General features: G+C 71.5%; 23 protein-coding genes. 8 read left to right on the top strand and 15 right to left on the bottom strand.

Going from position 1 to position 24,918, the window contains the following annotated elements:
* Nucleotides 1–14 precede the first annotated feature (14 nt).
* Entirely contained in the window at nucleotides 15–971 is a 957-nt protein-coding gene (locus ABH926_RS18585) for an NAD-dependent epimerase/dehydratase family protein (protein ID WP_370366911.1), read from the bottom strand.
* On the bottom strand, nucleotides 968–2,257 hold the full coding sequence (locus ABH926_RS18580) for an enolase C-terminal domain-like protein (RefSeq protein ID WP_370366910.1): 1,290 nt from the start codon (nucleotides 2,255–2,257) through the stop codon (nucleotides 968–970). The genes ABH926_RS18585 and ABH926_RS18580 overlap by 4 nt, the downstream gene beginning before the upstream one ends.
* A gap of 118 nt (nucleotides 2,258–2,375) precedes the next feature.
* On the opposite strand from ABH926_RS18580, the gene ABH926_RS18575 reads away from it, so the two are divergent.
* Entirely contained in the window at nucleotides 2,376–3,392 is a 1,017-nt protein-coding gene (locus ABH926_RS18575; protein WP_370366909.1) for a LacI family DNA-binding transcriptional regulator, read from the top strand.
* A 317-nt stretch (nucleotides 3,393–3,709) separates the two neighbouring features.
* Here ABH926_RS18575 and ABH926_RS18570 read toward each other — a convergent pair whose 3' ends face one another.
* Nucleotides 3,710–5,920, bottom strand: coding sequence for an MMPL family transporter (locus ABH926_RS18570; RefSeq protein ID WP_370366908.1), 2,211 nt, complete (start codon nucleotides 5,918–5,920; stop codon nucleotides 3,710–3,712).
* A 261-nt stretch (nucleotides 5,921–6,181) separates the two neighbouring features.
* Between ABH926_RS18570 and ABH926_RS18565 the strand changes: the two genes are divergently transcribed.
* Nucleotides 6,182–7,684 carry a sensor histidine kinase gene (locus ABH926_RS18565; protein WP_370366907.1) on the top strand — a complete coding sequence of 501 codons (1,503 nt, stop codon included), beginning with the start codon at nucleotides 6,182–6,184 and terminating at the stop codon, nucleotides 7,682–7,684.
* Nucleotides 7,685–7,692: 8 nt separating this feature from the next.
* The gene (locus ABH926_RS18560) at nucleotides 7,693–8,358 is read left to right on the top strand and encodes a response regulator (protein ID WP_370366906.1); all 666 of its coding nucleotides are present in this window, start codon (nucleotides 7,693–7,695) and stop codon (nucleotides 8,356–8,358) included.
* Nucleotides 8,359–8,378: 20 nt separating this feature from the next.
* Here ABH926_RS18560 and ABH926_RS18555 read toward each other — a convergent pair whose 3' ends face one another.
* The 3 genes from ABH926_RS18555 to ABH926_RS18545 all read right to left on the bottom strand — a co-directional run bounded on the left by ABH926_RS18555 (nucleotide 8,379) and on the right by ABH926_RS18545 (nucleotide 11,401).
* Nucleotides 8,379–9,545, bottom strand: coding sequence for an alpha-hydroxy-acid oxidizing protein (locus ABH926_RS18555; protein ID WP_370366905.1), 1,167 nt, complete (start codon nucleotides 9,543–9,545; stop codon nucleotides 8,379–8,381).
* Nucleotides 9,546–9,666: 121 nt separating this feature from the next.
* On the bottom strand, nucleotides 9,667–10,446 hold the full coding sequence (locus tag ABH926_RS18550) for an SDR family NAD(P)-dependent oxidoreductase (RefSeq protein WP_370366904.1): 780 nt from the start codon (nucleotides 10,444–10,446) through the stop codon (nucleotides 9,667–9,669).
* 22 nt (nucleotides 10,447–10,468) lie between these two features.
* Nucleotides 10,469–11,401 carry an SDR family NAD(P)-dependent oxidoreductase gene (locus tag ABH926_RS18545; RefSeq protein WP_370366903.1) on the bottom strand — a complete coding sequence of 311 codons (933 nt, stop codon included), beginning with the start codon at nucleotides 11,399–11,401 and terminating at the stop codon, nucleotides 10,469–10,471.
* Nucleotides 11,402–11,507: 106 nt separating this feature from the next.
* Between ABH926_RS18545 and ABH926_RS18540 the strand changes: the two genes are divergently transcribed.
* Nucleotides 11,508–12,179, top strand: a complete 672-nt coding sequence (locus ABH926_RS18540; protein ID WP_370366902.1) for a TetR/AcrR family transcriptional regulator — start codon at nucleotides 11,508–11,510, stop codon at nucleotides 12,177–12,179.
* On the opposite strand, the gene ABH926_RS18535 is transcribed toward ABH926_RS18540, so the two are convergent.
* Genes ABH926_RS18535 through ABH926_RS18520 form a run of 4 tightly spaced genes read right to left on the bottom strand, consistent with a single transcriptional unit; the run spans nucleotide 12,158 to nucleotide 17,536 of the window.
* Nucleotides 12,158–13,447 (bottom strand): MFS transporter, encoded by a 1,290-nt coding sequence (locus ABH926_RS18535; RefSeq protein WP_370366901.1) that lies wholly within the window; start codon nucleotides 13,445–13,447, stop codon nucleotides 12,158–12,160. The genes ABH926_RS18540 and ABH926_RS18535 overlap by 22 nt on opposite strands.
* Entirely contained in the window at nucleotides 13,447–14,808 is a 1,362-nt protein-coding gene (locus ABH926_RS18530) for a hypothetical protein (RefSeq protein ID WP_370366900.1), read from the bottom strand. The genes ABH926_RS18535 and ABH926_RS18530 overlap by 1 nt, the downstream gene beginning before the upstream one ends.
* Complete coding sequence (locus tag ABH926_RS18525; protein WP_370366899.1) at nucleotides 14,805–16,169, bottom strand: hypothetical protein; 1,365 nt, start codon at nucleotides 16,167–16,169, stop codon at nucleotides 14,805–14,807. Before ABH926_RS18525 ends, ABH926_RS18530 begins: the two co-directional genes overlap by 4 nt.
* Nucleotides 16,166–17,536, bottom strand: coding sequence for a hypothetical protein (locus ABH926_RS18520; RefSeq protein WP_370366898.1), 1,371 nt, complete (start codon nucleotides 17,534–17,536; stop codon nucleotides 16,166–16,168). The genes ABH926_RS18525 and ABH926_RS18520 overlap by 4 nt, the downstream gene beginning before the upstream one ends.
* A 301-nt stretch (nucleotides 17,537–17,837) precedes the next feature.
* Here ABH926_RS18520 and ABH926_RS18515 point away from each other — a divergent pair, with 301 nt between their 5' ends.
* Nucleotides 17,838–18,914, top strand: a complete 1,077-nt coding sequence (locus ABH926_RS18515) for a LuxR C-terminal-related transcriptional regulator (RefSeq protein WP_370366897.1) — start codon at nucleotides 17,838–17,840, stop codon at nucleotides 18,912–18,914.
* A 291-nt stretch (nucleotides 18,915–19,205) separates the two neighbouring features.
* Here ABH926_RS18515 and ABH926_RS18510 read toward each other — a convergent pair whose 3' ends face one another.
* From ABH926_RS18510 to ABH926_RS18500, 3 genes are all read right to left on the bottom strand, one after another.
* Complete coding sequence (locus tag ABH926_RS18510) at nucleotides 19,206–19,454, bottom strand: hypothetical protein (protein WP_370366896.1); 249 nt, start codon at nucleotides 19,452–19,454, stop codon at nucleotides 19,206–19,208.
* A gap of 66 nt (nucleotides 19,455–19,520) precedes the next feature.
* Nucleotides 19,521–20,288 carry an ABC transporter permease gene (locus ABH926_RS18505; protein WP_370366895.1) on the bottom strand — a complete coding sequence of 256 codons (768 nt, stop codon included), beginning with the start codon at nucleotides 20,286–20,288 and terminating at the stop codon, nucleotides 19,521–19,523.
* Nucleotides 20,285–21,247 carry an ATP-binding cassette domain-containing protein gene (locus tag ABH926_RS18500; RefSeq protein WP_370366894.1) on the bottom strand — a complete coding sequence of 321 codons (963 nt, stop codon included), beginning with the start codon at nucleotides 21,245–21,247 and terminating at the stop codon, nucleotides 20,285–20,287. Before ABH926_RS18500 ends, ABH926_RS18505 begins: the two co-directional genes overlap by 4 nt.
* A 149-nt stretch (nucleotides 21,248–21,396) precedes the next feature.
* On the opposite strand from ABH926_RS18500, the gene ABH926_RS18495 reads away from it, so the two are divergent.
* Together ABH926_RS18495 and ABH926_RS18490 are read left to right on the top strand one after the other, a co-directional pair.
* Entirely contained in the window at nucleotides 21,397–22,143 is a 747-nt protein-coding gene (locus ABH926_RS18495) for a helix-turn-helix domain-containing protein (protein ID WP_370366893.1), read from the top strand.
* A gap of 343 nt (nucleotides 22,144–22,486) precedes the next feature.
* Complete coding sequence (locus tag ABH926_RS18490) at nucleotides 22,487–22,747, top strand: hypothetical protein (protein WP_370366892.1); 261 nt, start codon at nucleotides 22,487–22,489, stop codon at nucleotides 22,745–22,747.
* 68 nt (nucleotides 22,748–22,815) lie between these two features.
* Here the strand turns inward: ABH926_RS18490 and ABH926_RS18485 are convergent, their stop codons facing one another.
* Both ABH926_RS18485 and ABH926_RS18480 read right to left on the bottom strand, forming a co-directional pair.
* Nucleotides 22,816–23,214 (bottom strand): VOC family protein, encoded by a 399-nt coding sequence (locus ABH926_RS18485; protein WP_370366891.1) that lies wholly within the window; start codon nucleotides 23,212–23,214, stop codon nucleotides 22,816–22,818.
* 11 nt (nucleotides 23,215–23,225) lie between these two features.
* Nucleotides 23,226–23,747: a hypothetical protein gene (locus ABH926_RS18480; RefSeq protein WP_370366890.1), complete on the bottom strand. Its 522-nt coding sequence runs from the start codon at nucleotides 23,745–23,747 to the stop codon at nucleotides 23,226–23,228.
* 49 nt (nucleotides 23,748–23,796) lie between these two features.
* Between ABH926_RS18480 and ABH926_RS18475 the strand changes: the two genes are divergently transcribed.
* A complete protein-coding gene (locus tag ABH926_RS18475) occupies nucleotides 23,797–24,912 on the top strand; it encodes an AI-2E family transporter (protein WP_370366889.1) in 1,116 nt (371 codons plus the stop codon).
* The last annotated feature ends 6 nt before the right edge of the window (nucleotides 24,913–24,918 follow it).

The raw sequence follows: 24,918 nt of genomic DNA, 5'->3' as shown, positions 1-24,918 counted from the left end.
TCGCTACGCGCGCCTCAGCGGGGCTCGGGGCGGGGCTCGGACTCGGACTCAGGCTCCGGCTCCGGCTCCGGCTCCGGCTCCGGCTCCGGCTCCGGCTCGACAGCGACCAGGTGCTGCGCCTCGAACCCCAGCAGCCGCTTCGCCGCGCTCAGGTCCAACGGCGCGGCGCGCCCGGGCATCGGCGCGCGCACCTCGGCGTCGGGGTGGTACTCCGCGAGCAGATCAGCAGTCGGATACGGCGCGAGGGTTTCCGGCGCCGCTACGAACACCTTGTGGAACCCCTGCAACGGCACAGTCAGCGCCAGCCACGCCGCCTCCGCCGCGTCGCGCACGTCCAGATACGTCCACAGCTCGGCCGCGCCGATCGCCGGGTCGTCGGTGAGCAGCGGGAGTCGGTAGGCGGCGCGTTCGGCGTCGCTGATGAAGGGGAAGCGCAGGGCGACCACGTCCATGCCGTGGCGGCGGGCCATCATCGCCGCGGTGGCCTCGTCCACCTGCTTGGACAGGCCGTACGGGTCCTCGATCTGCAGTGGCGCGTCCTCGTCGACGGGTACGTACATCGGGTGCAGCGTGCGGCGGGCCCAGGGCAGGCCGAGGATCGACAGGCTGCTGGCGATCGCCGCGCGCCGTACGCCCAGGTTGCCGGCCTCCTCCAGGACGGTGAACGTGGCGCGGGTGTTGCCGCCGAACACCTCCAGCGCGGTGCCGTGGTTGGGGGTGGGCAGGGCGGCCAGGTGCATGACCGCGTCCACGTCGGCCAGGGCGTGCCGGACCAGGGCCGGGTCGGCCGCGTCGCCGACCGCGACCCGGTCGGCGCCGAGCTCCGCCAGGTCGCCGGGGTCCGACAAGACCAGGGCGGTCACTGCCACACCGTGGTCGGCGAAGGCGCGGGTGACGACCCGGCCGACCAGGCCCGCGGCACCTGTCACCAGGACCCGCTGAGGAGCTGGCGCAGGTACCTCGACGCTCACGGAGCCTCCAGCCCGCCGTCAGGCCGCCGCACACCGGCCGACCACCGCTCGTGCAGGAACTTCACCGGCGGGAACTTCGCGGCCGCACGCTCGTCGATCTCGACGCCCCACCCCGGCGCCTCCGACGGGTACAGGTGCCCCTCGCGCACGACCGGCGTGCCCGGGAAGACCTCGTGGGTGGCGTCGTTGTAGGTGTGCGACTCCTGGTAGCCGAAGGCCGGGGTGCTGATATCCACGGCGAGGTTCGCCGCGACGCCGACCGGGGAGACGTCGGCCGGGGAGTGGAAGGCGGTGCGCACGCCGAGCAGTTCGCACAGGGCGACGATCTTGCGGGTCGGGGTGAGGCCGCCGACCGCGGAGGTGTGCAGGCGCAGCAGGTCGACGCCGCCGTCGCGGACCATCCGGACCGCGTCGGGTACCGAGCCGAGCTGTTCGCCCACCGCGATCGGGACCGGGGAGGCGGCACGGACCTCGGGCAGGCGGTCGTAGAGCTCGGGGGCGATGACGTCCTCCAGGAACGACAGCCGGTAGGGCTCCAGGGCGCGGGCCAGGACCACGGCCTGCTTGGGGGTGAGGCGGCTGTGGACGTCGTGCATCAGGTTCACGCCGTCGCCGAGCCGGTCGCGGGCGGCGGCGAACAGCCGCGGGGCGTCGCGCAGGTACTGCTCGACGGCCCAGCCGTCCGGATGCGGCGACCGCGGGTAGCCGCCGGGGGTGCCCGGCGCTCCGTAGGTGCCCAGGCCCGGGCCGCCGACCTGGAGGCGCATGTTGCGGTAGCCCTCGGACAGCAGCTGCTCGGCCTCGTCGAGGGTGTCCTGGATGCTGCCGCCGGCGGCGTGCGAGTAGACCTCGACGGCCGCGCGGCTGCGTCCGCCGAGCAGTTCGTACACCGGCATGCCGGCGCGCTTGCCGGCGATGTCCCACAGTGCCTGGTCCAGGCCGGACAGGGCGTTGTTGAGCACCGGTCCGTTGCGCCAGTAGGCGGAGTAGTGGATCAGGCGGGTGATGTCCTCGATGTCGGCCGGGTGCCGGCCCACGGCCAGCGGTCCGACGTGCTCGTCGACGGCGGCGGCCACCGCGGCGTAGCGCTGGGTGAAGGTGGCGCAGCCCAGGCCGTACAGGCCGTCCTCGGAGGTGTCGACGCGCACCACCACCAGCGGCTGGCCCTCCGGCGCGGTGACGATGGCGCGGACGCCGGTGATGCGCAGGGCATCGCGGGCCGGCCACGGGGGCTGGGCCTGCGGGAGGGCGCCGGAGGCGTCGAGCAGGCGGTTCGGGTCGGTCACTGGCCTCTCCCCGGGCTTGAAGCGATGCAAAACGTTTTGTATCGTGGCGCCGGTAGCGTCGCACGAGGTCTGCGAAGGTGTCAACGAGGAATAGACGAGGAAGAGAGCGGAGAGCCCAGTGGCGCAGCAGGGCCGCCGGCGGCACGTCGGCATCACCGACGTCGCCGCCCGGGCGGGGGTCAGCATCACGACGGTCTCGCACGTGCTGTCCGGTCAGCGGCCGGTGTCGGCGGCGACCACGGCGAAGGTCCGGACGGTGATCGCAGAGCTCGGCTACGAGCCCAACCGGCTGGCCCGCGGCCTGCGCCTGCAGCGCACCGACACCGTGGCGCTGGTGATCCCGGACATCACGAACCCGTTCTACCCGCAGATCGCGCGCGGGCTGCAGGACGTCCTGGGCCCGGCGGGCTCGCAGGTCCTGGTCACCAGCACCGACGCCGACCCGGCGGCCGAGGACGCGGCGGTCCAGCAGATGATCACCCGCCGCGTCGACGGCCTGGCCTTCGCCGGCTACCAGACCGACCACCGCCGGGTCGCCGCCGCGGCCGAGGCCGGCATCCCGGTGGTCCTGCTGGGCGGGCGCACCGCACGCCCCGGCATCGACGTGGTCAGCTCCGACGACGTGGCCGGCGGCGCGATGGCCGCCGAGTACCTCCTCGGGCGCGGCTACACCCGCATCGCCTTCATCACCGGCGCCGAGCGCGTCGGCGCCCCCGCCAACCGGGTCCAGGGCTACCGGCGCGCGCTGCGCGAGGCGGGCATGGCGTTCACGCCGTCGCTGGTGGTGCGTGAGCAGATCAGCCGCGACGGCGGCGCCCGGGCGATGCGGCGGCTGCTGGCGCTGCCGCAGGCGCCGGACGCGGTGCTGTGCACGAACGACGTGGTCGCCCTCGGCGCGCTGGACGGCGCGAAGGCGCACGGGGCGCGGGTGCCGCGGGACGTGGCCGTGATGGGCTTCGACGACATCGAGATCGCCGCGCTGACCACGCCGCCGCTGACCACGGTGTCGATCCGCCCGCGGGAGCAGGGCGAGGCGATCGGGCGGCTGCTGCTGGGCCGGCTGGACGGGACGGTGCCGCGCGGGGCGCAGCGGATCCTGTTCGATCCGGCGGTGGTGCGGCGGGAGTCGGGGTAGTCGGGGTAGTCGGCGCAGTCGGCGTGAGCCGGGCAGCCGGGGCGCCGGCTCAGGAGAAACGGTGGACGGTCCCGAACAGCCCGAATGCCGGCACCCAGAACAAAGCCAGGGCTCTGCGACCGTCGTCGCGTCTACTACCGGCGACAGTTTTCGGCGGGCCGGAAGGAACGAGTCCCGTGGCGGTACACAGCCGCCACGGGACTCTCCACATCGGCTGATCCAGCACTCGGGGGGTGTGTGCCGTCAACCTATGCTCGATAGTAGCAGTGTTCGAAGATGGCGCGCAGACGGCGATTCGCTTGCGAGGGCGGCGAGTTCTACCGCCGCGACGAAGCCCCCGCCGCTCCGTACTCCGGCTCCCCGGCTTCGCCGCGCGTCGCCGGGGTGCGGGCCGCGTCGGCGCGGCCGGGCCACCAGGCGGCGTGGCCGACCAGGGCGGTGATGGCCGGGGTGAAGAACATCGACATCACGAACGCGGCGATCGCGATGCCCGCCGAGATCGCGAAGCCCATCTGGGTCAGGGTCGACTGGCCGGCCAGCATCAGCGAGGCGAACGAGCCGGCCAGGATCAGGCCGGCCGCGCCGATGGTCGGGCCGGCGTGGCGCACCGCTTCGGCGGCCGCCGCCCGGGGGTCGCGGCCGGCGCGGGCTTCTTCGCGCAGGCGGGTGATCATCAGGATGTTGTAGTCCGTGCCGAGGGCCACCACGAACATGTACATGATCACCGGGAGCATGAAGATCAGGCCGTTGTTGCCGCCGGAGTTCTGGAACAGCAGCACCGTGGCGCCGAGGGTGGCGCCGAAGCCCAGGCCCACCGAGGCCATCAGGTACAGCGGCGCCACCACCGCGCGCAGGACCAGGCCGAGAATCAGGGTGATGATGATCGCGGCAACCGGGAAGACCACCGCGTAGTCGTGGTTCACCGCCTTGTTGATGTCCACGAAGACCGCTGTGGTGCCGCCGACCAGGGCCGTGGTGCCGGCCGGGGCGGCCTGGTGCGCGGTGGTGCGCAGGGGGCCCTTGACCGTGGCGATCGCGGCCGAGGAGGACGGGTCGTGGTCCAGGGTCACCGAGTACAGCGCCACGGTGCCGGTGCCGTTCGGGTACGGCGTGGACACCTGGGCCACGCCCGGGATCTTGGCCAGGGTCCCGCCGTAGGAGGCCAACTCGTCCTCGGTGAGCTTCGCTCCGCTGGTGGACCGCAGCATCACCTGGCTGGGCATGGTGGCGCCGGCCGAGGAGGCATCCTGCAGGTTCTTCTGCCAGACCGTGGACTCCGAGCTCTTGGCGGTGGAGCCGCTGGACAGGTCGAAGGTCGGGCGGAAGCTGAAGGCGGCGATCGCCAGGGCGGCCATGAGGACGCCGGAGACCGCGGCGAAGCGGGCGGGGTGGCGTCCCATGCCGCGGCCGATCGCCGCGAAGCGCGCGCCGCGCGGCTCGACGCGCCAGGCCTTGGACGGCCAGAACACGCGGGTGCCCAGCAGTGAGACCACCGACGGGATCAGGGTCAGCCCGGCGACCAGGGTGACCGCGACGGCGATGGCCAGGGCCGGGCCCAGGGAGCGGAACAGGCCGAGGGTGGACAGGGTGAGGGCCATGAAGGAGACGATCACCGCGCCGCCCGCCGAGACGATCGCCTCGCCGGCCCGGGTGACGGCGCCGGCCACGGCTTCCTTCGGAGTGTCCCCGGCACGCAGGCGTTCCCGGTAGCGGAACATGAAGAACAGGATGTAGTCGGTGCCGACGCCGAACAGCACCACGATCAGCATCGAGGTGACCGAGCTGTCGGTCTTCAGGTCGAAGGCCTTGCTGGCCCAGGCGATCAGGCCGTCGGCGATCTGCGAGACCACGCCGATGGTGATGATCGGCAGCAGCGCGACCACCGGGCTGCGGAAGATGATCAGCAGCAGGACCAGGATCAGGCCGATGGTCGCCACGCCGATCAGCGCCTCGGCCTTGTTGCCGGAGGACTGGGAGTCCAGGGTCTGCGCGGCGGTGCCGGTGATGCCGCCCTTCAGGCCGGTGCCGGAAAGGTCGGACTGCACCTGCGTGCGCAGCGCCTTCACGGCGTCGGTCTGCGCCTTGAGCTGCGGGTCGTTGTCGGTGGGCATCTGCACGCCGATGGTCTGCAGCGTCTTGTTCGGCGCGGGCTGGCCGACCTGGAGCGCGGTGACGTCCGGGATGTGCGCGGCCTGGAGCTTGGCGGACAGCGCGCTCACCGCAGCCGAGTCCGCGGCGGTGAGCGGGGCGCCGTCGGCGCGCTCCAGCACGATCATCGCGGCCGGGGCGGCGGCCTGCGGGAACGCCGATTCCTGCAGGTTCAGCGCCTGGACCGACTCGTAGTGGCTGGGCAGGAAGCTGGCCTCGTCGGTGGTGGTGGCCAGTTTCGGCGCGAAGCCGACGACCGCCACCGCGGCCACCACCCACGCCGCGATGACCCGCCACGGGTGGTGCGCGACCCAGCGGCCCAGAGCGGGGAAGAAGCCCCGCTCGGCGGTGCCGCCGCCCTCCAGCACAGCTTGCTTCATCGTCCTTGTTCCTCTCCACGCCAGGCGCCGGGACGCGGCTCCATATAGCCGCTCGGAGCCGACGCTGCGGCCGGGCCCGGGATTCGAGCCTAGGGACGAGCGAACGGCCGATCGCCGTCCCCGGGTGCCGGATTCGCCCGGACGTGTGGCACCGCGGTACCGGGCCCGGCCCATCCTCAAGGCGGACGACGGGTACTCGCGCCTTCGACTATCGTCGTGCTTCGGGCCAGCTCATCGGCCATCCGGAGGTGACGGAGAACCATGGTGGACCTCCTGGTGAGGCACGGCAGCGCTACGACTGCGGGATCTGCGACGGCCGCGGGCGCGACGACCGCGACAGCTGCTACGACGGCGGCGGCCCCAGCGGCCGATCCGGCGCCGGACCCCTCGGCAGCACCCAGACCCGTCACGCCCGGCTTCGAATGGCCGAGGGCGGCACGCCGGGTCCAGGCGGCGTTCCGCGGGCATCCCTACCGGCAGGACGTGGTCCTGGCCCTGTCAGTCTTCCTGCTCACGCTGCTGCCCGCGCAGGCCGGCCAGGGCTCGGAACTGCTGCACGCCTCCCCGCTGCTGGCGGTCACCTCCGTGGTGTCGTCCGCGACGCTGATCTGGCGGCGTGCGGCGCCGGTGGCCGTGTACTCGGTGGTGCTCGTGTCCTGCACCGTGGAGTGGGCCGCTGCCCTGAGCTCGGCCAGCGACATCAGCTGGATGGTCTGCCTGTACACGGTGGCCGGATACCGCTCGATGACCACGCTGCGGGTGGCGCTGGCCGCGATCGTGCCGAGCCTGGTCGTGCTGGTGTACCGGATGGCGCCGGTGCAGGGCCCGATCCTGGTCTCGCTGTTCTTCCTGGCCACCGGGATCGTGGCCAGCGCGGCGCTGGGTCTGATGGCCCGCGAGCGGCAGGCCCAGCTGGCGGCGCTGGCCGAGCGCGCGGACCACGCCGAGCAGGAGCGCGAGCAGCGGGCCCGGCTGGCGGTGCTGGCCGAGCGGGCCCGGTTCTCCCGGGAGACGCACGACATCGTCGGGCACAGCCTGGCGGTGATCATCGGGCTGTCCGACGGCGGCGCGCGCCAGGTCCAGGCGCATCCGGATCGGGGCCGGGAGGTGTTCGAGCTGATCGCCGAGACCAGCCGGCAGTCGCTGGCCGATCTGCGGCGCACGCTGGGCGCGCTGCGCGAGGACCGGGTCGAGGAGAGCCGTGACGGGCCCGGGGACATCGAGGGCATCGGGGGCGCGGGGAGCTTGGGCGGCTTGGGCGGCATCGGGGGCGTGGGCAGCCTCGGCGGTGCGGGCGGCTTCGGCGGTGCGGGCGGCTTCGGCGGCCTCGGCCCGGAAGCGTTCGCTCCGCAGCCCGGTGTCGCCGACATCTCGGACCTGCTGGAGCGCACGCGCTCGGCAGGGCCGCGGGTGTCGTGCCGGGCCAGCGGCGAGACCGCGGCGCTGCCGCGCAGCCTGCAGTCGGCGATCTACCGGATCGTGCAGGAGTCACTGACCAACAGTCTCAAGCACGCCGGGCCCGACACCAGCGTCGACGTGGTGATCGAGGCGGATGCGGAGTCGTTGCGGATGAGCGTGGCCGACAGCGGCCCGGCGGGGGCGGCCCGGAGTGTGCCCGCCTCGGCGCGGGCCGGCGGGCAGGGCCTGGCCGGGGTGCGCGAGCGGGCGGCGCTGGCCGGCGGCCGGGCCGAGGCCGGGCCGAACGAGGCCGGGGGCTGGACGGTCGCCGCCCAGTTCCCGCTGGTTCCGGCCGGGCAGGCGTGACCGGGGCGATGACCAGTGTCCTGATCGTCGACGATCAGCCCTTGCAGCGGATGGGTTTCCGCATGGTGCTGGAGACCGAGCCCGGCGTGAGCGTGGCCGGCGAGGCCGAGAACGGGATCGAGGCGGTGCGCCGGACCGCGGAGCTGACCCCGGACGTGGTGCTGATGGACATCCGCATGCCGGGGATGGACGGGATCGAGGCGACCCGGCGGATCACGGCCTCCGGCGGCCGCTCGCGGGTCCTGGTGCTGACCACGTTCGACCTCGACGAGTACGTGTACGCCGCGTTGCAGGCCGGGGCCAGCGGGTTCCTGCTGAAGGACGCCCGCCCGGACGAGCTGCTGGCCGGGATCCGGGCGGTGGCCGTGGGCGACGCGGTGGTCGCCCCGGCGCTGACCCGGCGGCTGCTGCACGCGTTCGCCAAGGCGATGCCCGGCGGCGAACGGCGCGCGGCCGAGGATCCGCGGCTGAGCGCGCTGACCGAGCGGGAGCTGGAGGTGCTGCGCGTGGTGGCGGCCGGGCTGACCAACACCGAGATCGCGCAGCGCCTGCACCTCTCGGAGTCCACGGTGAAGACGCATGTCAGCCGCGCCATGGCGAAGATCGGCGCCCGCGACCGGGTGCAGGCGGTGATCATCGCCTATGACGTCGGACTGGTGGATCCGCGCGGCTGAGCAGAGGATCGGCTACCCGGCTACCCGGCGACGCCGCGCAGCGCATCGGGCGTGAGATCGGCCAGGCTCGGGTAGCCGTCGACGGCCATCAGCAGGTCCGTCTCGGCCAGCAGGGCACGCAGGACGTGCACCAGGCCGTCGAGGCCGCCGAGGGCCAGCCCGTACAGGTACGGGCGGCCGACCGCGACCGCGCTGGCGCCCAGGGCCAGGGCCTTGACGACGTCCGCGCCGCTGCGCACCCCGGAGTCGAAGATCACCGGCAGTCCGTCGGCGGCCTCGACCACCTCAGGCAGCGCGTCCAGGGCGGCCAGACCGCCGTTGGCCTGGCGGCCTCCGTGGTTGGAGCAGTAGATGCCGTCCACTCCCCCGTCGCGCGCCCGGCGCACGTCCTCCGGGTGGCACAGGCCCTTGACGATCAGCGGCAGCGAGCTGAGCGAACGCAGCCAGGGCAGGTCGTCCCACGTCAGGGGGTTGCCGAAGACCCCGGCCCAGTGCAGCACGGCCCCGCCCGGATCCTCCTCAGGCGTCTTGGCCAGCGCGGCGCGGAAGACCGGGTCGCTGGTGTAGTTGGCCAGGCAGTGCCCGCGCAGCTGCGGGAAGTTGGAGGTGGACAGGTCCCGGGGCCGCCAGCCGGTGACCCAGGTGTCCAGGGTGACCACGATGCCCTTGAACCCGGCGGCCTCGGCCCGGCTCACCAGGCTCGCGGCCAGATCGCGGTCGGTGGGCGTGTAGAGCTGGTAGAAGCCGGGGGTCTGTCCGAACTCGGCGGCGACCTGCTCCATCGGGTCCACGGACAGCGTCGAGGCGATCATCGGCACGCCGGTCTGCGCGGCGGCGCGCGCCGCCGCGAGGTCGCCGTGTCCGTCCTGGCAGCACAGGCCGAGCACGCCGACCGGCGCCATCATGAGCGGCGAGGGCAGGGTCAGGCCGAACATCGAGACCGACAGGTCGCGCTGGGCGGCGCCGACGAACATCCGCGGGATCAGCGCGTGGCGCAGGAAGGCGGCGACGTTGGCCCGCTGGGTGTGCTCGTCCCCGGCGCCGCCGGCCACGTAGGACCACACCGACGGGGTCATCGCGGCTTGTGCGCCGGCTTCCCAGCCCTCGTAGGCCATCGGGAAGCGGGGCACCACCCCTCGGAGCCCGTCGAAGTAGATCTCGTACTGGTACGCGCCGAAGTCCGGCATCCGCTGTCAGCCTTCTTCCTGGTTGTCCGTGTCCTACGCAGGTATGCCCGCCGGTGAATTCGGCAGGCATCCTACGACCGTAGGCCTGACAGCGCGCGGAGGTGAGGGTCGGAATGACGACTTAGGCCAGGAACCCGCCGTCGACGGCCAGATGGCTGCCGTTGATGTAGGAAGCATCATCGGAGAGCAGGAACGCGACAGCGGTGGCGATCTCGCGGCCGGTACCCGTCCGCCGCAGCGGGATGCCGGTGTCCGCGACTTTCTGGGCGCCCTCGGGGTTCCCCTGCGTCATCTCGGTGTCGATGACACCGGGCTGGAGTTCGTTGACCCGGATGCCGCGCGGGCCGAACTCGATCGCGGCCGAACGGGTCAGGCCGCGGATCCCGTGCTTGGCGCTGGAGTACTCGGGAGTGGGTCCGCCGCGGTCGGCGAAGACGCTGGATATGTTGACGACGGCGCCGCCGCCGGCCTCCAGGATCGCCGGGGTCTCGTACTTGAGGCCGTAGAACAGGCTGTTGAGGTCGATGTCGATGGTACGGTGCCACTGCTCGACGGTCATCTCGGGCAGGGGGACGAAGTGGCCGGACACCCCGGCGTTGTTCACGGCGTAGTGCAGTGCGCCGAACTCCGCCACAGTGCGGGCCACCGCGCGCTCGACGTCCTCGGGGCGGCTGACGTCGCCGGGGACAGCCAGGGCCCGGCCGCCGGCGGCGGTGATCTCGGCGACGACCTCGTCGAGCTTGGTCTCGCGGCGCCCCACGACGGTGACGGCGGCGCCCCGTTCGGCGAGCAGGATCGCGGTGGCGCGCCCCATGCCCGAGCCCGCGCCGGTGACGAGGGCGACCTTGTCGGTGAACTGCTGTTGCATGTCCTTCTCCTCGATCCTGCCGATCTTCTCCATCGGTTCTGTTCGTAGATCGCCGCTACTGCCTCGCCTCGAGCAGGTCGGGCAAGTCGGGCAAGTCGGGCAGGTCGGGCAGGTCGGGCAGGTCGGGCAGGTCCACCGGGTACTCGGCGCCGGCGTCCGCCGAGCTCGACACCGCCTGCCACGCTGCGGCCTCGGCGATCTGGGCCCGGGAGTAGTCCAGGGCCAGCCGCACCGCACCGGCCCCCAGCACGAGGTGGGTGGGCACGGTGCCGGCGTGCACGATGCGCACGAGGATCTCGGCGGCGCGCTCCGGGTCGCCGACCTGCGTGGTGCCGCCGCGCAGCCGGTCCGACATCTTCCCGACGGTGTCGAGGTACTCCTCGGGGATCTCGGCGCCGCCCATCGAGGATCCGGCCCAGTCGGTCGCGAACCCGCCGGGCTCGACCGTCAGGTAGCGGATGCCGAACGGCGCGGTCTCGGCGGCCAGGACCCGGGTGAGGCCGTCGACGGCGAACTTGGCCGCCTGGTACGAGCCGAGCCCGGGGGTGCCGCCGACCCGGCCGCCGACCGAGGAGAACTGGATCACCAGGCCCGCGCCCTGCTTCTTCAGCAGCGGGAGCGCGGCCTTCGAGACGTTGTAGACGCCCCAGAAGTTGGTGTCGAACTGGCGCCGGAAGTCGGCTTCGGCGGTGGTCTGGACCGGCGAGAGGTCGGCGTATCCGGCGTTGTTGACGACGACGTCGATCCGTCCGAACCGCTCGACGCCGGCGGCCAGCGCGGCCTCGGCGGCGGCCGGGTCGGTGACGTCGAGCGCCACCGCCAGGATCCGGTCGCCGTACTCGGCCGCCAGGTCGGCGAGCTGTTCGGGCTTGCGGGCGGTGGCCACGACGCGGTCGCCGGCCCGGAGGGCGGCGGCGGCCAGGGCGCGGCCGAAGCCGCGGGAGGAGCCGGTGATGAGCCAGGTGCTGGGGTTCGTCTGCGTGTTCATGGCTCTACTACAACACGGTTTCGTTATTAGCGCAACCTAGTTGTGCTAAAGATGACCCCGACCGCCCGACTGCACTACCCGGTTGCGCAAGGCGTAAGGTGGAGCGGTGACCGATTTCGAGTTCGAACGGGCCCGGACCCCCGAGGCCAAGCGCGCGCGGCAGCAGGCGATCATGGACACCGCCGCCCGGCTCGCCGCCGAACAGGGCGTGCGGGAGGTCACGATGAGCGCCATCGCCGACGCCGTCGGCATGCACAAGTCGGCGATCCTGCGGTACTTCGAGACGCGCGAGGACGTGTTCCTCCAACTCGCCGCCGACGCCTGGACCGAGTGGCTGGCCGCGGTGCCCAAGCTGTTCGACAAGCCCGCCGCCGGCGGCGGGCAGTGGAGCGCGCAGGAGATCGCCGCCACCCTCGCCCGCTCGCTCACGGACCGGCCGCTGTTCTGCGACCTGCTCGCGCACACCCCGCTCAACCTGGAACGCAACGTCTCCACGGAGCGGATCCGCGAGTTCAAGACCGTCGCCACCGGCGCGACCACGCAGGTCGGCGTCCTCCTGTGCACCCTCACACCGCTGCGGCTGGACCAGGCGCGCAGCGTGGTGACGGTCGCGACGGCGATGGCCGGGGCGCTGTGGCAGATGGCCGCGCCGACCACGACGCTCCGCGCGTTCTACGAGTCCGACCCCGCCCTGTCCCACGCGGTCGTGGACGTCGAGCCACGGCTGACGGACATCATCAGCGCACTGATCACGGGCTACGCCGTCGAGTCGGCCTGAGAATCGGCCACAGGGCTGTACGCGCTGTGAACAGGAATGGTCCGCATTCCCCGCAGGGGCGATGCCACGATCCACAGGACGGAGAGCCAGGAGCCCAGCACGGCGACGGTCAACGTGGCCCGGATCCCGAACGCGGTCGCCAGCGTCCCGCCGAGAACCGCGCCCAGCGGCATCGTCCCCCAGATGATCCAGCGGATACTCGCGTTCATCCGTCCGAGAAGCTCCGGCGGGCAGACGGCTTGGCGGTAGCTGACCGAGGACACGTTGAAGACCACGACCGAGAAGCTGGAGACGAATGCCCCGAAGGACACCAGGAACACTCCGTGCCCGGGCCGTGCCAGGGGAATCGCGAGCACCATCCAGCCCAGGGCCAGCTTTCCCAGCCAGAGCGCCCTCGCCGAGCCCAGGACGCGGGCCGACGGGCCGGCCAGGAAGCCGCCCGCCACTCCGCCCGCGCTGCCGAGCATGTAGACGAGCCCGATGGTGCCCGGAGCCGCGTGCAGCACCCGGACCAGGAAGACCACGGTGATCGCGGTCCGCATGGAATTGAACAGGTTCGAGGACGCGGTGCAGGCGACCACACGACGCAGCAGCGTGTGGCGGGCCACGAAGGACAACCCGGCCGCGATGTCCTGGCGGACCGATGATGTGGTCCGCGTGGGGGTCGTCCGCTTCGTCGGCTCGCGTGTCCGCATCATGGCCAGCGTGCACACGCTGACCACATAGGACGCCGCATCCACCACCACGGCCTGCGCCGCACCGACCGCGGCCACAAGTGAACCACCGAGGCTGGGGCCGATGACGTTGGACAGTGACGAGGGTAGGCCGAACTTGCTGTTCGCCTCGACCAGGCGGTCTCGGCCGACCAGCGTCGGCAGGAAACTCTGATAGGCGACGTCGAAGACGACCGTGAGGACTCCGGTGAGAACGGCGTCGGCATACAGGATGGGCAGGCTCAGCACCCCCAGTGCCGCAGTGATGGGAACGGCTGCCAGCAATACGGCGCGCAGCAGGTCGGAGGCGAGCATCAGCGGACGTTTCGCTGCCCGGTCCACCAGCACACCGGCGGGCAGGGCCACCAACAGGAATGCCGCAGAGGTCGCGGCGGACAGCATGGCCACCTGGAAGGTGCTCGCCCGGAGCACTTCGACCGCGGCCAACGGCAGGGCGATGGTGGTGACCGAGGATCCGATCTCGCTGACCAGCGACCCGCCCCACAGCAGCCGGAAGTCACGCTGACGCCACAGGGAGACGGGCCTGCTCGACATCAGAGCGGCCCATCGGCGGTCGCGGCCGTGCGGCGGCCGACCGGCCCGACCGGCCCGACCGGCCCTGCCGCCGCGCCGGCCGCGACGTTGCGTATCGCACCGCTGACCGCGACACCGATCTTCCCCACCGGGTCGTGGACGTTGTAGCGCGCCATGCAGCCAGTGGCCTCGCCGTCGAACAGGTAGTGGCCGACGACCGGTGCGACGTCGACGTCCAAGACGGCGTCATCGGCCATGTCCAGAACCCTGGTTCGAACCGTGGCGGAGGCGACATACTCCTGGACCACCCAGTCACCGTCGGCCAGGGCCAGCCGTACGTCCCGCGCCCAGGCCTCGGGGGGCCGCTGCAATCCGACATGGACTTCCTGGCCGGCCCGTCCGCCGGCCTTCTTCAGCACGAACCGGTCCTTGTGGCGCTTCAACAGGACGTCGGTCGCGGCACGGTCGCCGCGGAAGGTGATGTGGCCGGTACCCACCGGCCGGGTCCAGGGCACGTGGCGCCGGACCAGGGCACGTTCTTGTCCGGTCAGCCACTGCGGCTCCTGCGAGAGCAGGGCGAGGGTCGTCTTCGATGCCGCCTGCCGTGAGATCACCGGGGAGATGAGCAGGCCTCCCGCCTCGATGACCTCTCGGAGCAGTCGGGCGTCGAAGCCGGCCTTCCGCCAGGTCTCCGGGCCGGATCGGACGAGCACCGCTGTGCGCGCTCCGAAACGGTGGCCGCATCGTGCGAACTCGTGGAACGTCAGGTACCTGGTCTCGAGCCCGTGGCGGGTGAGCGCGCTCACCTGCTCCGAGTAGAGGCGCGAGTTCGGATCGAGGCCCTGCTTCGGGTTGCCGAGGATCACCAGCCGCTCGGCTCCGCGGAGCGCGCACGCCTTCAGGACGGCTTCGGCGAACGCGGTGACCGTGTCCGCCCCGGGGAAGTGCCAGGAATCCGGTGCGGTCATGCGCCACGCCCGAGTCAGCGCCCGCGTGTGGAACATCCCCCCGATCGTCGAGGTGATGTTGAACTCCACGAACTTCGAACCGTCCTCGGTGATCAACGCGTCCGGCCTGGCCATCAGACCGGTGTGCCGCTCCTCGATCTCCTGGCTCTGCAACAGTTCCCGCAGGCCTTCGTAGCCGCCGACGGCAACGGACGGACTCGTTCGGACGGTGTGCAGCGCGACCCGGATCAGCAGGTCCATCAACTGTCCGGACACCAGGGCGAGCTCGCTCAGGGTTTCGGGCGGCAGGAGCACCGGTTCCAAGGGGCAGTACGGGGCGAAGGAGTAGGGAAGGCCGGCCAGCTCCTCCCGCATGACTGCCACGATCGTGCGCGGATCGCGGATCGTGCGCGGATCGCGCTGCCCGGAACTCATGCCCGGCCCTCCAAAGCGATGTTGCGCAGCGCCTGGGAGGTGCTCGCGCTGATCACGTGCGTGTCGTGACCACCGGTGTGCCGCACGTAGCACCCTGCCGGGCTTCCGTCGATGATGAACGGGCCGAGTACGGGCGTCACGGAAACCACATCGACCTCGCCGCTGCGCATGTCGGCCAGGGGCACCTTCGCGGCGCAGGACTGGAGGTATTCCTGGACCACCCAGTCCCCGGCCCGCACGGCCTGGCCGATCGCGGCTTCCCAGGCGGCGGGCGCCGTGGCCCGGCCCACGCAGACCTCTGTTCCTGCTCGGCCCGTCGCGCGCTTGAGGACGAACCGCGTCCTTGCTTTGGCCAGCAGGTTCGGCAGGTCCTCATCGTGGTCCTGGTAGGTGACCGGTCCTGCCGCCACCCTGCGGGTCCAGGGCACCCGGGCGGCAACGAGCTCCTGGGAAGCCTGCGACATCCACTCCGGTCCCGCGGAGAGGTCGGCGAGCAGTCGCTTGTCGGCGAGGATGTACGAGGACTGCGGGGCCAGCAGGAGGCAGCCACGGCTGATCAGCTCAGTCAGAGGCCGGGTGCCGAACGGAGACGATCGCCAGCGGAAGGCACCGTTGCGCCGCAGGGCCGTCCGCCACCCGAAGCCGCGGCGCCGCGCCAGCTCCGTGGCCAGCTCGTCCGGGTCGAAGACGCGCGCGTCGACGCCGTTGCGGCGCAGGTGGGCGGCTTCGATCTGGAAGGCCGCACGGCTCGGCCGGGCGTAGTGCTCGGTGATGCCCAGCACCGCGACGGTGGGATCGGTGCCGAGATCTCGCGAGAGCCGCACCAGCAGAGCCGCCACTGCCGACAGCGGCTCAGGGTAAGCTGCGGCAGCTGCGGCAGCTGCGGCAGAGGCGCCGGCTCCCCACAGCCCGGTCAGCAGATGCGTCTGCACCATGCCGCCGATCGAGGCACTGACATTGAACTCGATGAACTTGGGCCCCTGCTCGGTGATCAGCACGTCGGGGCGGGCGAGGCAGGCAGCCAGGTCCGATTCGCCGCGGTCGTCCAGGAAGAACGGGTTCTCCGCCAGATACGGCTCGGGATCGACGCCGAGCGCGCGCAGCCGCTCGGCCGGTGTGCGTCCCAACCGTCGGGCCGCGTCGTCCAGCAGGTCCAGGATGCGCACCGCCGAGTCCGTCATGGCGCGGTACAGCTCACGGCGCAGGACGATCGGCGCCAGCGGGATATGCGAGTCCCAGGTGAACGGAACCTCGCCGAGGGACCGCCGCAGGGCGCTCACCTCATGGTCGGGATCGACGAGGGACAGATGAGCCGCCGTGAACGGACTTGCGGCTTCCGTCTCGGTCAGCGCGGGGTTCACGACTCGCCCCCAGCGCCAGTGTCCTCCGCTTGTACGACCGTGAAGACGGGCTGGCGGGCACCTCCCTGAGCCACGTTCATCAAGGCATTGCCGCTGATCCGCGAGGCGTATCCCCAGATCTCCCCGTCGACGACGCAGGGCGAGAGGTCTCGGTACCGCTCGCCGGTACTCGATCCGACGGACCCGGTGGGCACGTACTCCTGGAAGAGCCAGTCGCCTCCCGCCTCGTTCCGGATCAGGTCCTGCCAGCGCTCCGCCGTCACTTCCCGGCCCACGACCACATACCGCCCCTGCGTTCCGTAGGCGCGCTTGGCCACAAGCTCGCCGCGACTCGCCAGCACCTCGGTCTTGCTGATTCCGTCGCCGAACCTGCGGCTGAACGGCACGAGCGCGTTGATGGCCTGCCGCTCCTCCGGCTTGAACAGGGAGTCGAACCTCGGATCGGACATGACGGCCAGACACAGCTTGTTGTCGGCGATCCACCGGCCGGCCAGTCCGGAGGGGATGGTCAAACGGCCGGTGACGACGGCCTCACAGAATTCCGTCCAGGCGGACGGATCCGCGTCGACCGGGACCGAATGCTTCAGGTAGCCCACGCCCGGCCCGTGGCCCGCGCCGTACCGGGTCGCGTCGCACACCTTCGCGGTGACTCCGAGCCTGCTCAACTGAGCGGCCATCTGCTCGAGTTCGAGCTGGTTCCCGTGGTCGGGGCGGAACAACGTGACGTCCGCGGGCTCCCGGCCGCCGCCGTTCCGCCGGCCCAGTCCCAGCAGCCAGTCGGCGAACCAGGTCTCGTGCTCGATCCGGCTCGGCGGCGCGCCCCAGGCGGAGATGACGGCGTCCATGCCGGGTGCGGCACGCCAGTAGGTGTCGACCATGCCGGAGTACAGCAGTCCGCCGGGGCAGTTGCAGTTGAACTCCAGCACCCGCAGGCTGCCGAGCGAGGCGCCGACCAGGTCGAACCGGCACAGGTCCACCCGTGCCGGGCCGCGTTCGAGATCGCGGTCCACCCACCTGGCCAGGTGCTCAGGGATCTGGAGGTACTCCCGGAGTCCGGCGTCCTCCGAGTACCCCTGCAGGATGCGGTGCAGGGCGGACACCACGCTGAGCACCCGGCGCTGGATCTCCGGCTCCGCGACGGGGTCCAGGACGGCCACGGCGGGTGCGATCGGATACGGCACGGGGCCCACGCCGGTGCTGGTTGTGACGAGCCCGTTCTTCTCGACCTGGTCGATCACCCAGCGGTAGGCGTGTCTGAAGGCACGGAGGTCCGGGTCGGCCTTCTCGTCGAACGCGGCGTCGAACACCACGCTGCGCGCGTCGAAGACCGGCCTGTCCCCGTGGTCCATCGTGGTTCCTGATTCCATGGCTCCCCCTGGATGAGCTGAGCGACGATCAAGTGGTGTGGGCGTTGTTCCGTCGGCCCGGGGAAAACTGGCACCAGGTCGTGGGGGCGGTCACGCGACGGCGGCCGGGTTGCACAAACCCGCAATGCGAGCGCGGTGATCCGGTGACCGCCGCCGGTTTGCACATTCCTGCAACGCCGGTCGTGTGCCTTGCCGCCCCGGTCACCGATAGGCATGATCTTTATGCCGCGGGTCATCACCACTGGCCCGCGGTCCTGGGAGCCGAGCCAACGGGGGGCACGACATGCCTGGTAATACACGCGTGGTCGCACGCGGTTCCGCGACACCATCTCTGATGCGCTGGGGCCTGTCGCCCTCAGCGGATCTCGTCTACCGGTCGTTGAACGCTTTGGGCGGGCCGACCCTGGAACAGCTGGCCGTTTCGTTGGAGTGGCCGGTGCGCGACGTTCGGGAGGCACTCGAGGAGCTTCACGATGTGGGCGGCTGCCACCCCGCTCGCGGGCCGGTCCGCCGGTGGAAGGCGGCCGAGCCGGGGGTGGTCGCGGACGCCCTGCGCCGGCGGCATCACCGGCTCGCCGTGGCCGGCCATGCCCTGCGGCGGCAGCTGACCCGCCTGGAAGGCTTCGCCGTCGAGGAGGGTGATCTGTCCGCGGCACTGGGAACCACGATCCGCCCGCTGTTCGGCGACACCCGCCGCACCAGGCTCAAAGAACTGGTCGTCGCCGAACGCTGCGAATACCTGGCCATGAATCCGGAGCCGGCGTTCGACCACCAGGCGGTGAAAACCGCCGCCCCGCTCGATCGCCTGCTGTGCGAGCGCGGCCAGGCGTTCTCCCTGGGCGTGCCGCCGACAGTGGAGGACCGGTCAGGCGGTCTCACCCAGGAGCTGATCACCCTGGGGATGCAGTACCGCGAACTGCCCGAGCTCCCCGCCAAGCTGGTCATCATCGACCGCGCGACCGCGCTCACCCCGATCAATCCCGGCGACCCCCGCCAGGGCTTCTGGGAGATCACGACGCCGGAGGTGGTGCATCGACTTCTCGACCTCTACATGCGGCGATGGCGGCAGGGCATCGCACCGCGAAAACGATGGACACCCCCGATGACACTCACTCCCCGCGAACGCGCCGTCCTGTCCCTGCTGGCCGAGGGCTTCACCGACGACACGGTGGCCGCCCACCTGGGCCTGAGCCGCCGCACCATCGCCTACACCGTCGCCGAGCTGATGGAACGCTACGGCGCCCGCAACCGCTTCCAACTCGGCCTCTACCTGTCCGACCTCAACGCGGGTACCGCAGACGCCGACCTCGATCCGCTCACCGAACCCGAGCCCGAACTCAAGCCCATGCACAAGCACAAGGACAAGGAAGACTCATGAAGACCTGCATCTCCGCCGCAGCGGCGCTGCTAGCCGTCGCCGGTTTGCTGGCTGGTCCTTACGCGGAATCGACCGTCGGAACTGCCGGCAGCCACCGGGCGGCGACGGCCGGCGTGGCGCCACAGCCCGCCCGGGCAGAAGACGCACAGCCCGACGATTCCCCGGTCCCCGGTTGCCTCAGCTGCTAGCAGTCCGGCATTTCGGTACGGTTGTCAGGCTAATGAGACGGGTGCAGATCCCCCGAGGGATCTGCACCCTGCCGCTGTTCGCTACTGGTTGGCGGCCGTGCGATCAGCCGCCGGACCAGTCCGGGTCCGGCTGTGTGATGGCACCCGACGTCTCGCTCGCCGCGTCGGGCTGCTTGACGGCAATCGACGTCTCGCTCGGGTCAGGCTGCTTGACGACACCCGAGATCTCGGTCGGGTCGGGCTGCTCGACGGCACCCGACGTCTCGGTCGGGTCGGGCTGCTCGACGGCACCCGACGTCTCACTCGGGTCCGGCTGCTCGACGTTGTCGCCGTGCTCTTGATCGGCATTCATAAGGAACCCCCGTCCTCGGTGAATATCACCTCTGATATGAGGCTACACGGGTCGCGCGCTCCGGGCTCAGCCGTTGTAGCGCCTGCGGGCCCACAGATACCCGCACAGGGTGATCGCCGCGCTCCATCCGACGGCTTCGGCCAGGTTCGAGCCGGGGGCCCGGCCGGCGAGCAGCGCGCGCAGCGTCTCGATGACCGGGGTGAAGGGCTGGTGGTCGGCGAACCAGCGCAGCGGCGGCGGCATCGAGGCGGCCGGGACGACGCCGCCGCCCAGGAACGGCAGGATCAGCAGCGGCATCGGCAGGTTGCTGGCGGTGCCGACGTTCCCGGCCGTCATGGCCAGCGCCACGGACAGCCAGGTGATGGCGAAGGTGAACATGGCCAGGACGGCCACCACGCCGAGCCAGTCCAGCGCGCCGGCCGCCGGCCGCAAGCCCATGGCCAGGGCGGCGGCGATGGTCGCGGCCAGGGCCAGGAAGTTCTGCACCAGCGCGCCGAGCACGTGTCCGGTGAGCACCGAGACCCGGGCGATGGCCATGGTCTTGAAGCGGGCGACGATGCCGCCGGTGACGTCCATGGCGACGGCGATGGCGGTGCCCTGGGCGGCGCCGGCGATGGTGGTGGCCAGGATGCCGGGGGTGAGGTAGGCGACGTAGGCGGCGCGGCTGCCGCCGACGCCGGCGCTTATGGTGCCGCCGAGGACGTAGACGAACAGCAGCAGGAAGACGACCGGGACGGCGGTGTAGGTGATCAGCGGGGTCGGGTAGCGGCGGATGTGCTTGAGCTGGCGGCGCAGCATGGTCGCGGAGTCGGCGACGGCTCTCGTGGCGCTCATCGCGCGGATTCCTTCATGGCGGTGGTGGCGGTGGTGGCGGTCGTGGCGGCGGCGGTCGTGGCGGCGGCGGGAGCAGTCGCGGAGGCGGCGGTCAGGGCGAGGAAGACGTCGTCGAGGTCGGGGGTGTGCACCGTGAGCCCGGCGACATCAGCCCCCTGCGCGTCGAGCCGGTCCAGCAGGCTTCTGAGTGTCGGGACGACTCCGGCCTCGGAGATCTGGACGGTCAGCGCGTCCTGGCCGGCGAGGCTCACGGTGATGTGCCCGCCGGGGATCAGGCGCTTGAGTTCCTCCGGGGTGCCCTCGGCGACCAGCGTGCCCCGGCTCAGCAGCGCGACGCGGTCGGCGAGTTGGTCGGCGTCCTCCAGATACTGCGTGGTCAGGAAGACGGTGACGCCGTCATTCGCGACGAGGTCCCTCACCGTCTGCCACAAATCGCGGCGGCTGCGCGGGTCCAGGCCGGTGGTGGGTTCGTCCAGGAAGATGAGGCGGGGTGCGCCGGCCATGGTCATGGCCAGGTCCAGGCGGCGCCGCAGTCTCCCGGAGTAGGCGGCGGCCGGCTTGCGCGCGACGTCGGCCAGGTCGAAGCGGTCAAGCAGCGCGTGCACGATCTGGCGGCGGCGTCCTCGGCCGACGTGCAGCAGGTCGGCCATCAGGCGCAGGTTCTCCTCGCCGGTGAGCAGATCGTCCACGGCGGAGAACTGGCCGGTGACGCCGATCGCGGCGCGCACGGCGTCGGGGGCTTCGGACAGGTCGTGCCCGGCGACCCGGATCCGTCCGGCGTCGGCCTTGATCAGGGTGGACAGGATCTGGACGGCGGTGGTCTTGCCGGCGCCGTTGGGGCCGAGCAGCGCGAAGACGGTGCCTTGCGCGACGGTGAGGTCGATGCCGTCCAGGACGAGGTGGTCGCCGTAGGACTTGCGCAGCCCGGTGACGGAAATGGCCGGTTCTATGTTCAGCACGGCCTGAAAGCTACGTTGCGTTCAGAGAATATGTCTACGGAGCCCACATCGTATGTGCAGGTAGAGATTTATATTTTGATGCAACGACGCTGGAGCCGAATGCACCGACCGCGTTGCATCAGGGTGCCGCCGAATGCAATACTGCCGCCATGCCCGGAGGAAGACTGAGCCAGCAGGACCGCCAGCGCATCGCGGCCGGCCTCCTCGAAGGGCTCTCCTACGCCGAGATCGCGCGGCGCCTGGGGCGGACCACGTCGACCGTCAGCCGGGAGATCGGCCGCAATGGCGGGCCCGCCGGGTATCGGGCCGAGCTCGCGCACCGTGCCACCGAGCGGCGGGCGCGGCGCCGGACGCCGAGCGGCCGTGGCGGTGGCAGTGGCGGTGCGCCTGGTGCTGGTGCCGGTGCCGGGGCCGCTTCCGGAGCCCGACTCGGCGACGCCGATGCCCAGACCGCCCAGGCCGCCCAGGCCGGCGGCGTGGAGATGGCGGTCGGCATGGGCCTGCCGAAGATGATGGCCAAGGTGCTGATCGCGCTGTGGCTCAGCGCGGACGGCCGGCTCACCGCCGCCGAGCTGACCCGCGAGTTGGCGGTCAGCCCCGCGTCGGTCTCGGCGGCGGTCAGATATCTGACTGCCCAGAGCCTGATCAGGCGGGAGACCCAGGGACGCCGGGACGTGTACGTGGTCGACGCCGACGCCTGGTACCGCTCCACCGTGGCCGGTGCGGAGCAGACGCTGCACGCGGCACGGGTCGCGAAGGAGTCCGCCGAGCGGCTCGGGCTCGACACGCCGGTAGGGATCCGGCTCGCCAAGGGCGGCGCGTTCCTGGAGCGGACCAGCCTGGATGCTTTGGAGTCGGCGGAACGGTGGCGCGGGCTGTTGGCGAGTGTCGCCTGAATGGGCGTACAGCAGACCGCGGCGGCCGCTGCGGGATCGGGCCGGGGCGTGGGACGGGCGCCGCGTGCCGGGTGTCGGCGCTGCCAGCCCGAGATCACGCGGGGACCGCCGCGCCGCCCCCGCGTTCTCACAGGTCGCCCCTGTGTCGTCGTTGTCACCGGACGTTCTTCCGGTGGCGGCTGGGGCGTTTACGTCGCAGAATCCGGGGCATCCGGTCGCGACCAGATTTCCGATGTGAATCGCCCATGGCCCGAGTGTGACGAGGCGGTGGTGGATGATGTTCGGCCCGGCAACCTGGCGCCGTCATCGCGCGGCGAGGCAGAAGGCCGCGTGTGAGCGCGTCATGCAGGAGTTGTGCGGTCGGGCACTGGTCCGCGAAGCCGAAGACCTCGTGGAGACGGTGTGGATCGAGGGGCTGGACCGGGCCGAGCACGCCGACCCGACAGTGCGCCTGATCCTGGAGCGGGAGCGGGCCGCCTTCGTGCGCGCCACGCGCCGGCGCGCGGCCGAGGCGGACAAGGACCAGCGGCGGATGGCGGCGGCCACCGCGGAGATGGTCCAGCTGACCGGGACCGGTCCGCAGGGTGACCGGTCCGCAGGGTGAGTGAGGCTTCAGCCGCCGATCATCAGACGTCGGACTCCGCATTGCTCAGACGTCAGACTCCCCAGTGCTCAGACGTCGGACTCCAGCGCGAAGGTGTTGCCGTCGGGATCCTGGAACCAGGCGATCCGTCCGCCGCCGGCCCGCGGGGTGATGCCCCTGGCGTCGTGCTCGAACTGCTCGTAGCGGGTGAACTCGACCCCGGATGCGGTGAGCTCGTCGACGATCGCGTCCAGGTCGTCCACGTACCACACGGCCAGCGTCGCCGCCGTCGTCCCGGCCGTGGAGGACTGGTAGACGTTCAGCGCCGGCCCGCCCGCGGAGCCGTAGATGCGGCTGCCCTCGGCGATGTGCGCGCTCGGCGCGGACTGGATGAGCGGCAGACCCAGCTTGCCTTCGTAGAACGCCGCGGCCCGGCGGATGTCCGCGACGGCGATCGACGTTCTGAGCTCGTAGGCACTCAAAGGCATGAATCAGCTTCTCACAGGACGAAGTCCGTGACGTACTCCTTGGTCAGCAACACGTCCAGGCCCGCGAAGCCCAGGCCCGCGACGTAGTCCACCGGCACCGCGACGTGCTTGCGGTGCCAGAAGTGGCCGGCGGCCAGCAGGACGTGCGTGACCGCCTCGTCCTCGGTCCGCACCACCAGCCCCAGGACGCGGCCGGCGTCCCCGTCCAGCGCGGAGATGTGGTCGCCGCGCCGGATCCTGGTCTGGGCGTCGGGGACGGCGCGCATCACCGCCGGGCCGGCCGAACCGCGCACCGGTGTGGCGGGCAGATGGTCGAAGGCCGCCTTGTCGCAGTCCAGCACGATGTTGCCGTAGGACGTGGTGCCGGCCAGCTCCGGCGGGACCAGGCGGGCGGCGCCGTCGACCAGGGAGCACACGACCAGGCTGGTCAGGCGCGGGAGCTCCGGCTCGACGACGAATTGCAGCAACTCTCCGCAATCGGCGTCGGAGCAGTAGACCTTGCTGCCGAATTCGTAGCTCGCAGTTACGCTCATTTCGGGCACTCCTAGCCCCACATCCGAATATACGGGCCGGTGGACCTTGGTGAAACGCATTCGGCCGACGCAGGCCGCCACGGTCCGATCCCGGGCCGTGGACGGCTCGCGCGGCCCGAGGGGACGGCGGGACGCGAACGCGTCCCGGTCCTGGGTGCGCATGGGCTTCGGGCTGGGCGTGGGGCTCCTGATGGCCTACGCGCTGGGGCAGGCGCTGCTGCAGTCCGCGCAGATCCTGACGCTGGTGCTGCTGGCGCTGTTCGCCGCGGTCAGCCTGGATCCGGTGGTCGGGGCGCTCCAGCGGGTCCGGGTGCCGCGCGGGCTGGCCGTGGTGGTGGTCGTGCTGGGCGTGGCGGCGCTGGCCGCGCTGTTCGTGGCGCTGGTGATCCCCCCGGTGGGCAAGGAGGTCGACCAGCTCACCAAACAGATCCCGATCTGGCTGCAGGACCTGCACAACCACAACTCCGCCCTGGGCAAGATCGAGGACCGCTACCACGTGGTGGAGAAGGTCAAGCAGCAGCTGGCCTCCGGCGGCCTGGGCGCCAAGCTCGCCTCCGGCGTGCTCGGCGCCGGCAAGATCCTGCTCGGCCTGCTCACCGGCGCGCTGATCGTGATCACGCTGACCATCTACTTCATGATCGGGCTGCCCTCGATCGAGGACTTCGCGCTGCGCCTGGTGGCCGCCAGCGGGCGCGCGCGGACCCGGGACCTGACCGAGCAGATCATGCGCCAGGTCGGGCGCTTCATGCTGGCGAACCTGGCGACCTCGGCGATCGCCGGGCTCGCCACCTCGGCGTGGTGCTGGGCGCTGGGCATCCCCTACGGGGCGCTGCTGGGCTTCTTCGTGGCGATCATGGACCTGATCCCGATCATCGGCTCGACGATCGGCGGGGTGGTGGTGTCGCTGGTGGCGTTGAGCGTGTCGCTGCCGGCGGCGATCGCCACGGCGCTGTTCTACACCGGGTTCCGGTTCCTGGAGGACCACCTGACCACGCCGCTGACCATGAAGTACGTGGTGCGGCTGCACCCGGTCGCGACGCTGATCGCGGTGCTGATCGGCGGGACGCTGCTGGGGATCGTGGGAGCCCTGGTGGCGGTCCCCGCGGCGGCCGCGGTGGGGCTGGTGCTGGACGAGGTGGTGTTCCCGGCGCGGGATCGGGTGTGAGCGCGG

It is taken from the genome of Catenulispora sp. GP43 (assembly GCF_041260665.1).
Taxonomy (GTDB): domain Bacteria; phylum Actinomycetota; class Actinomycetes; order Streptomycetales; family Catenulisporaceae; genus Catenulispora.
This window is presented reverse-complemented; position numbering and strand designations above follow the sequence as displayed.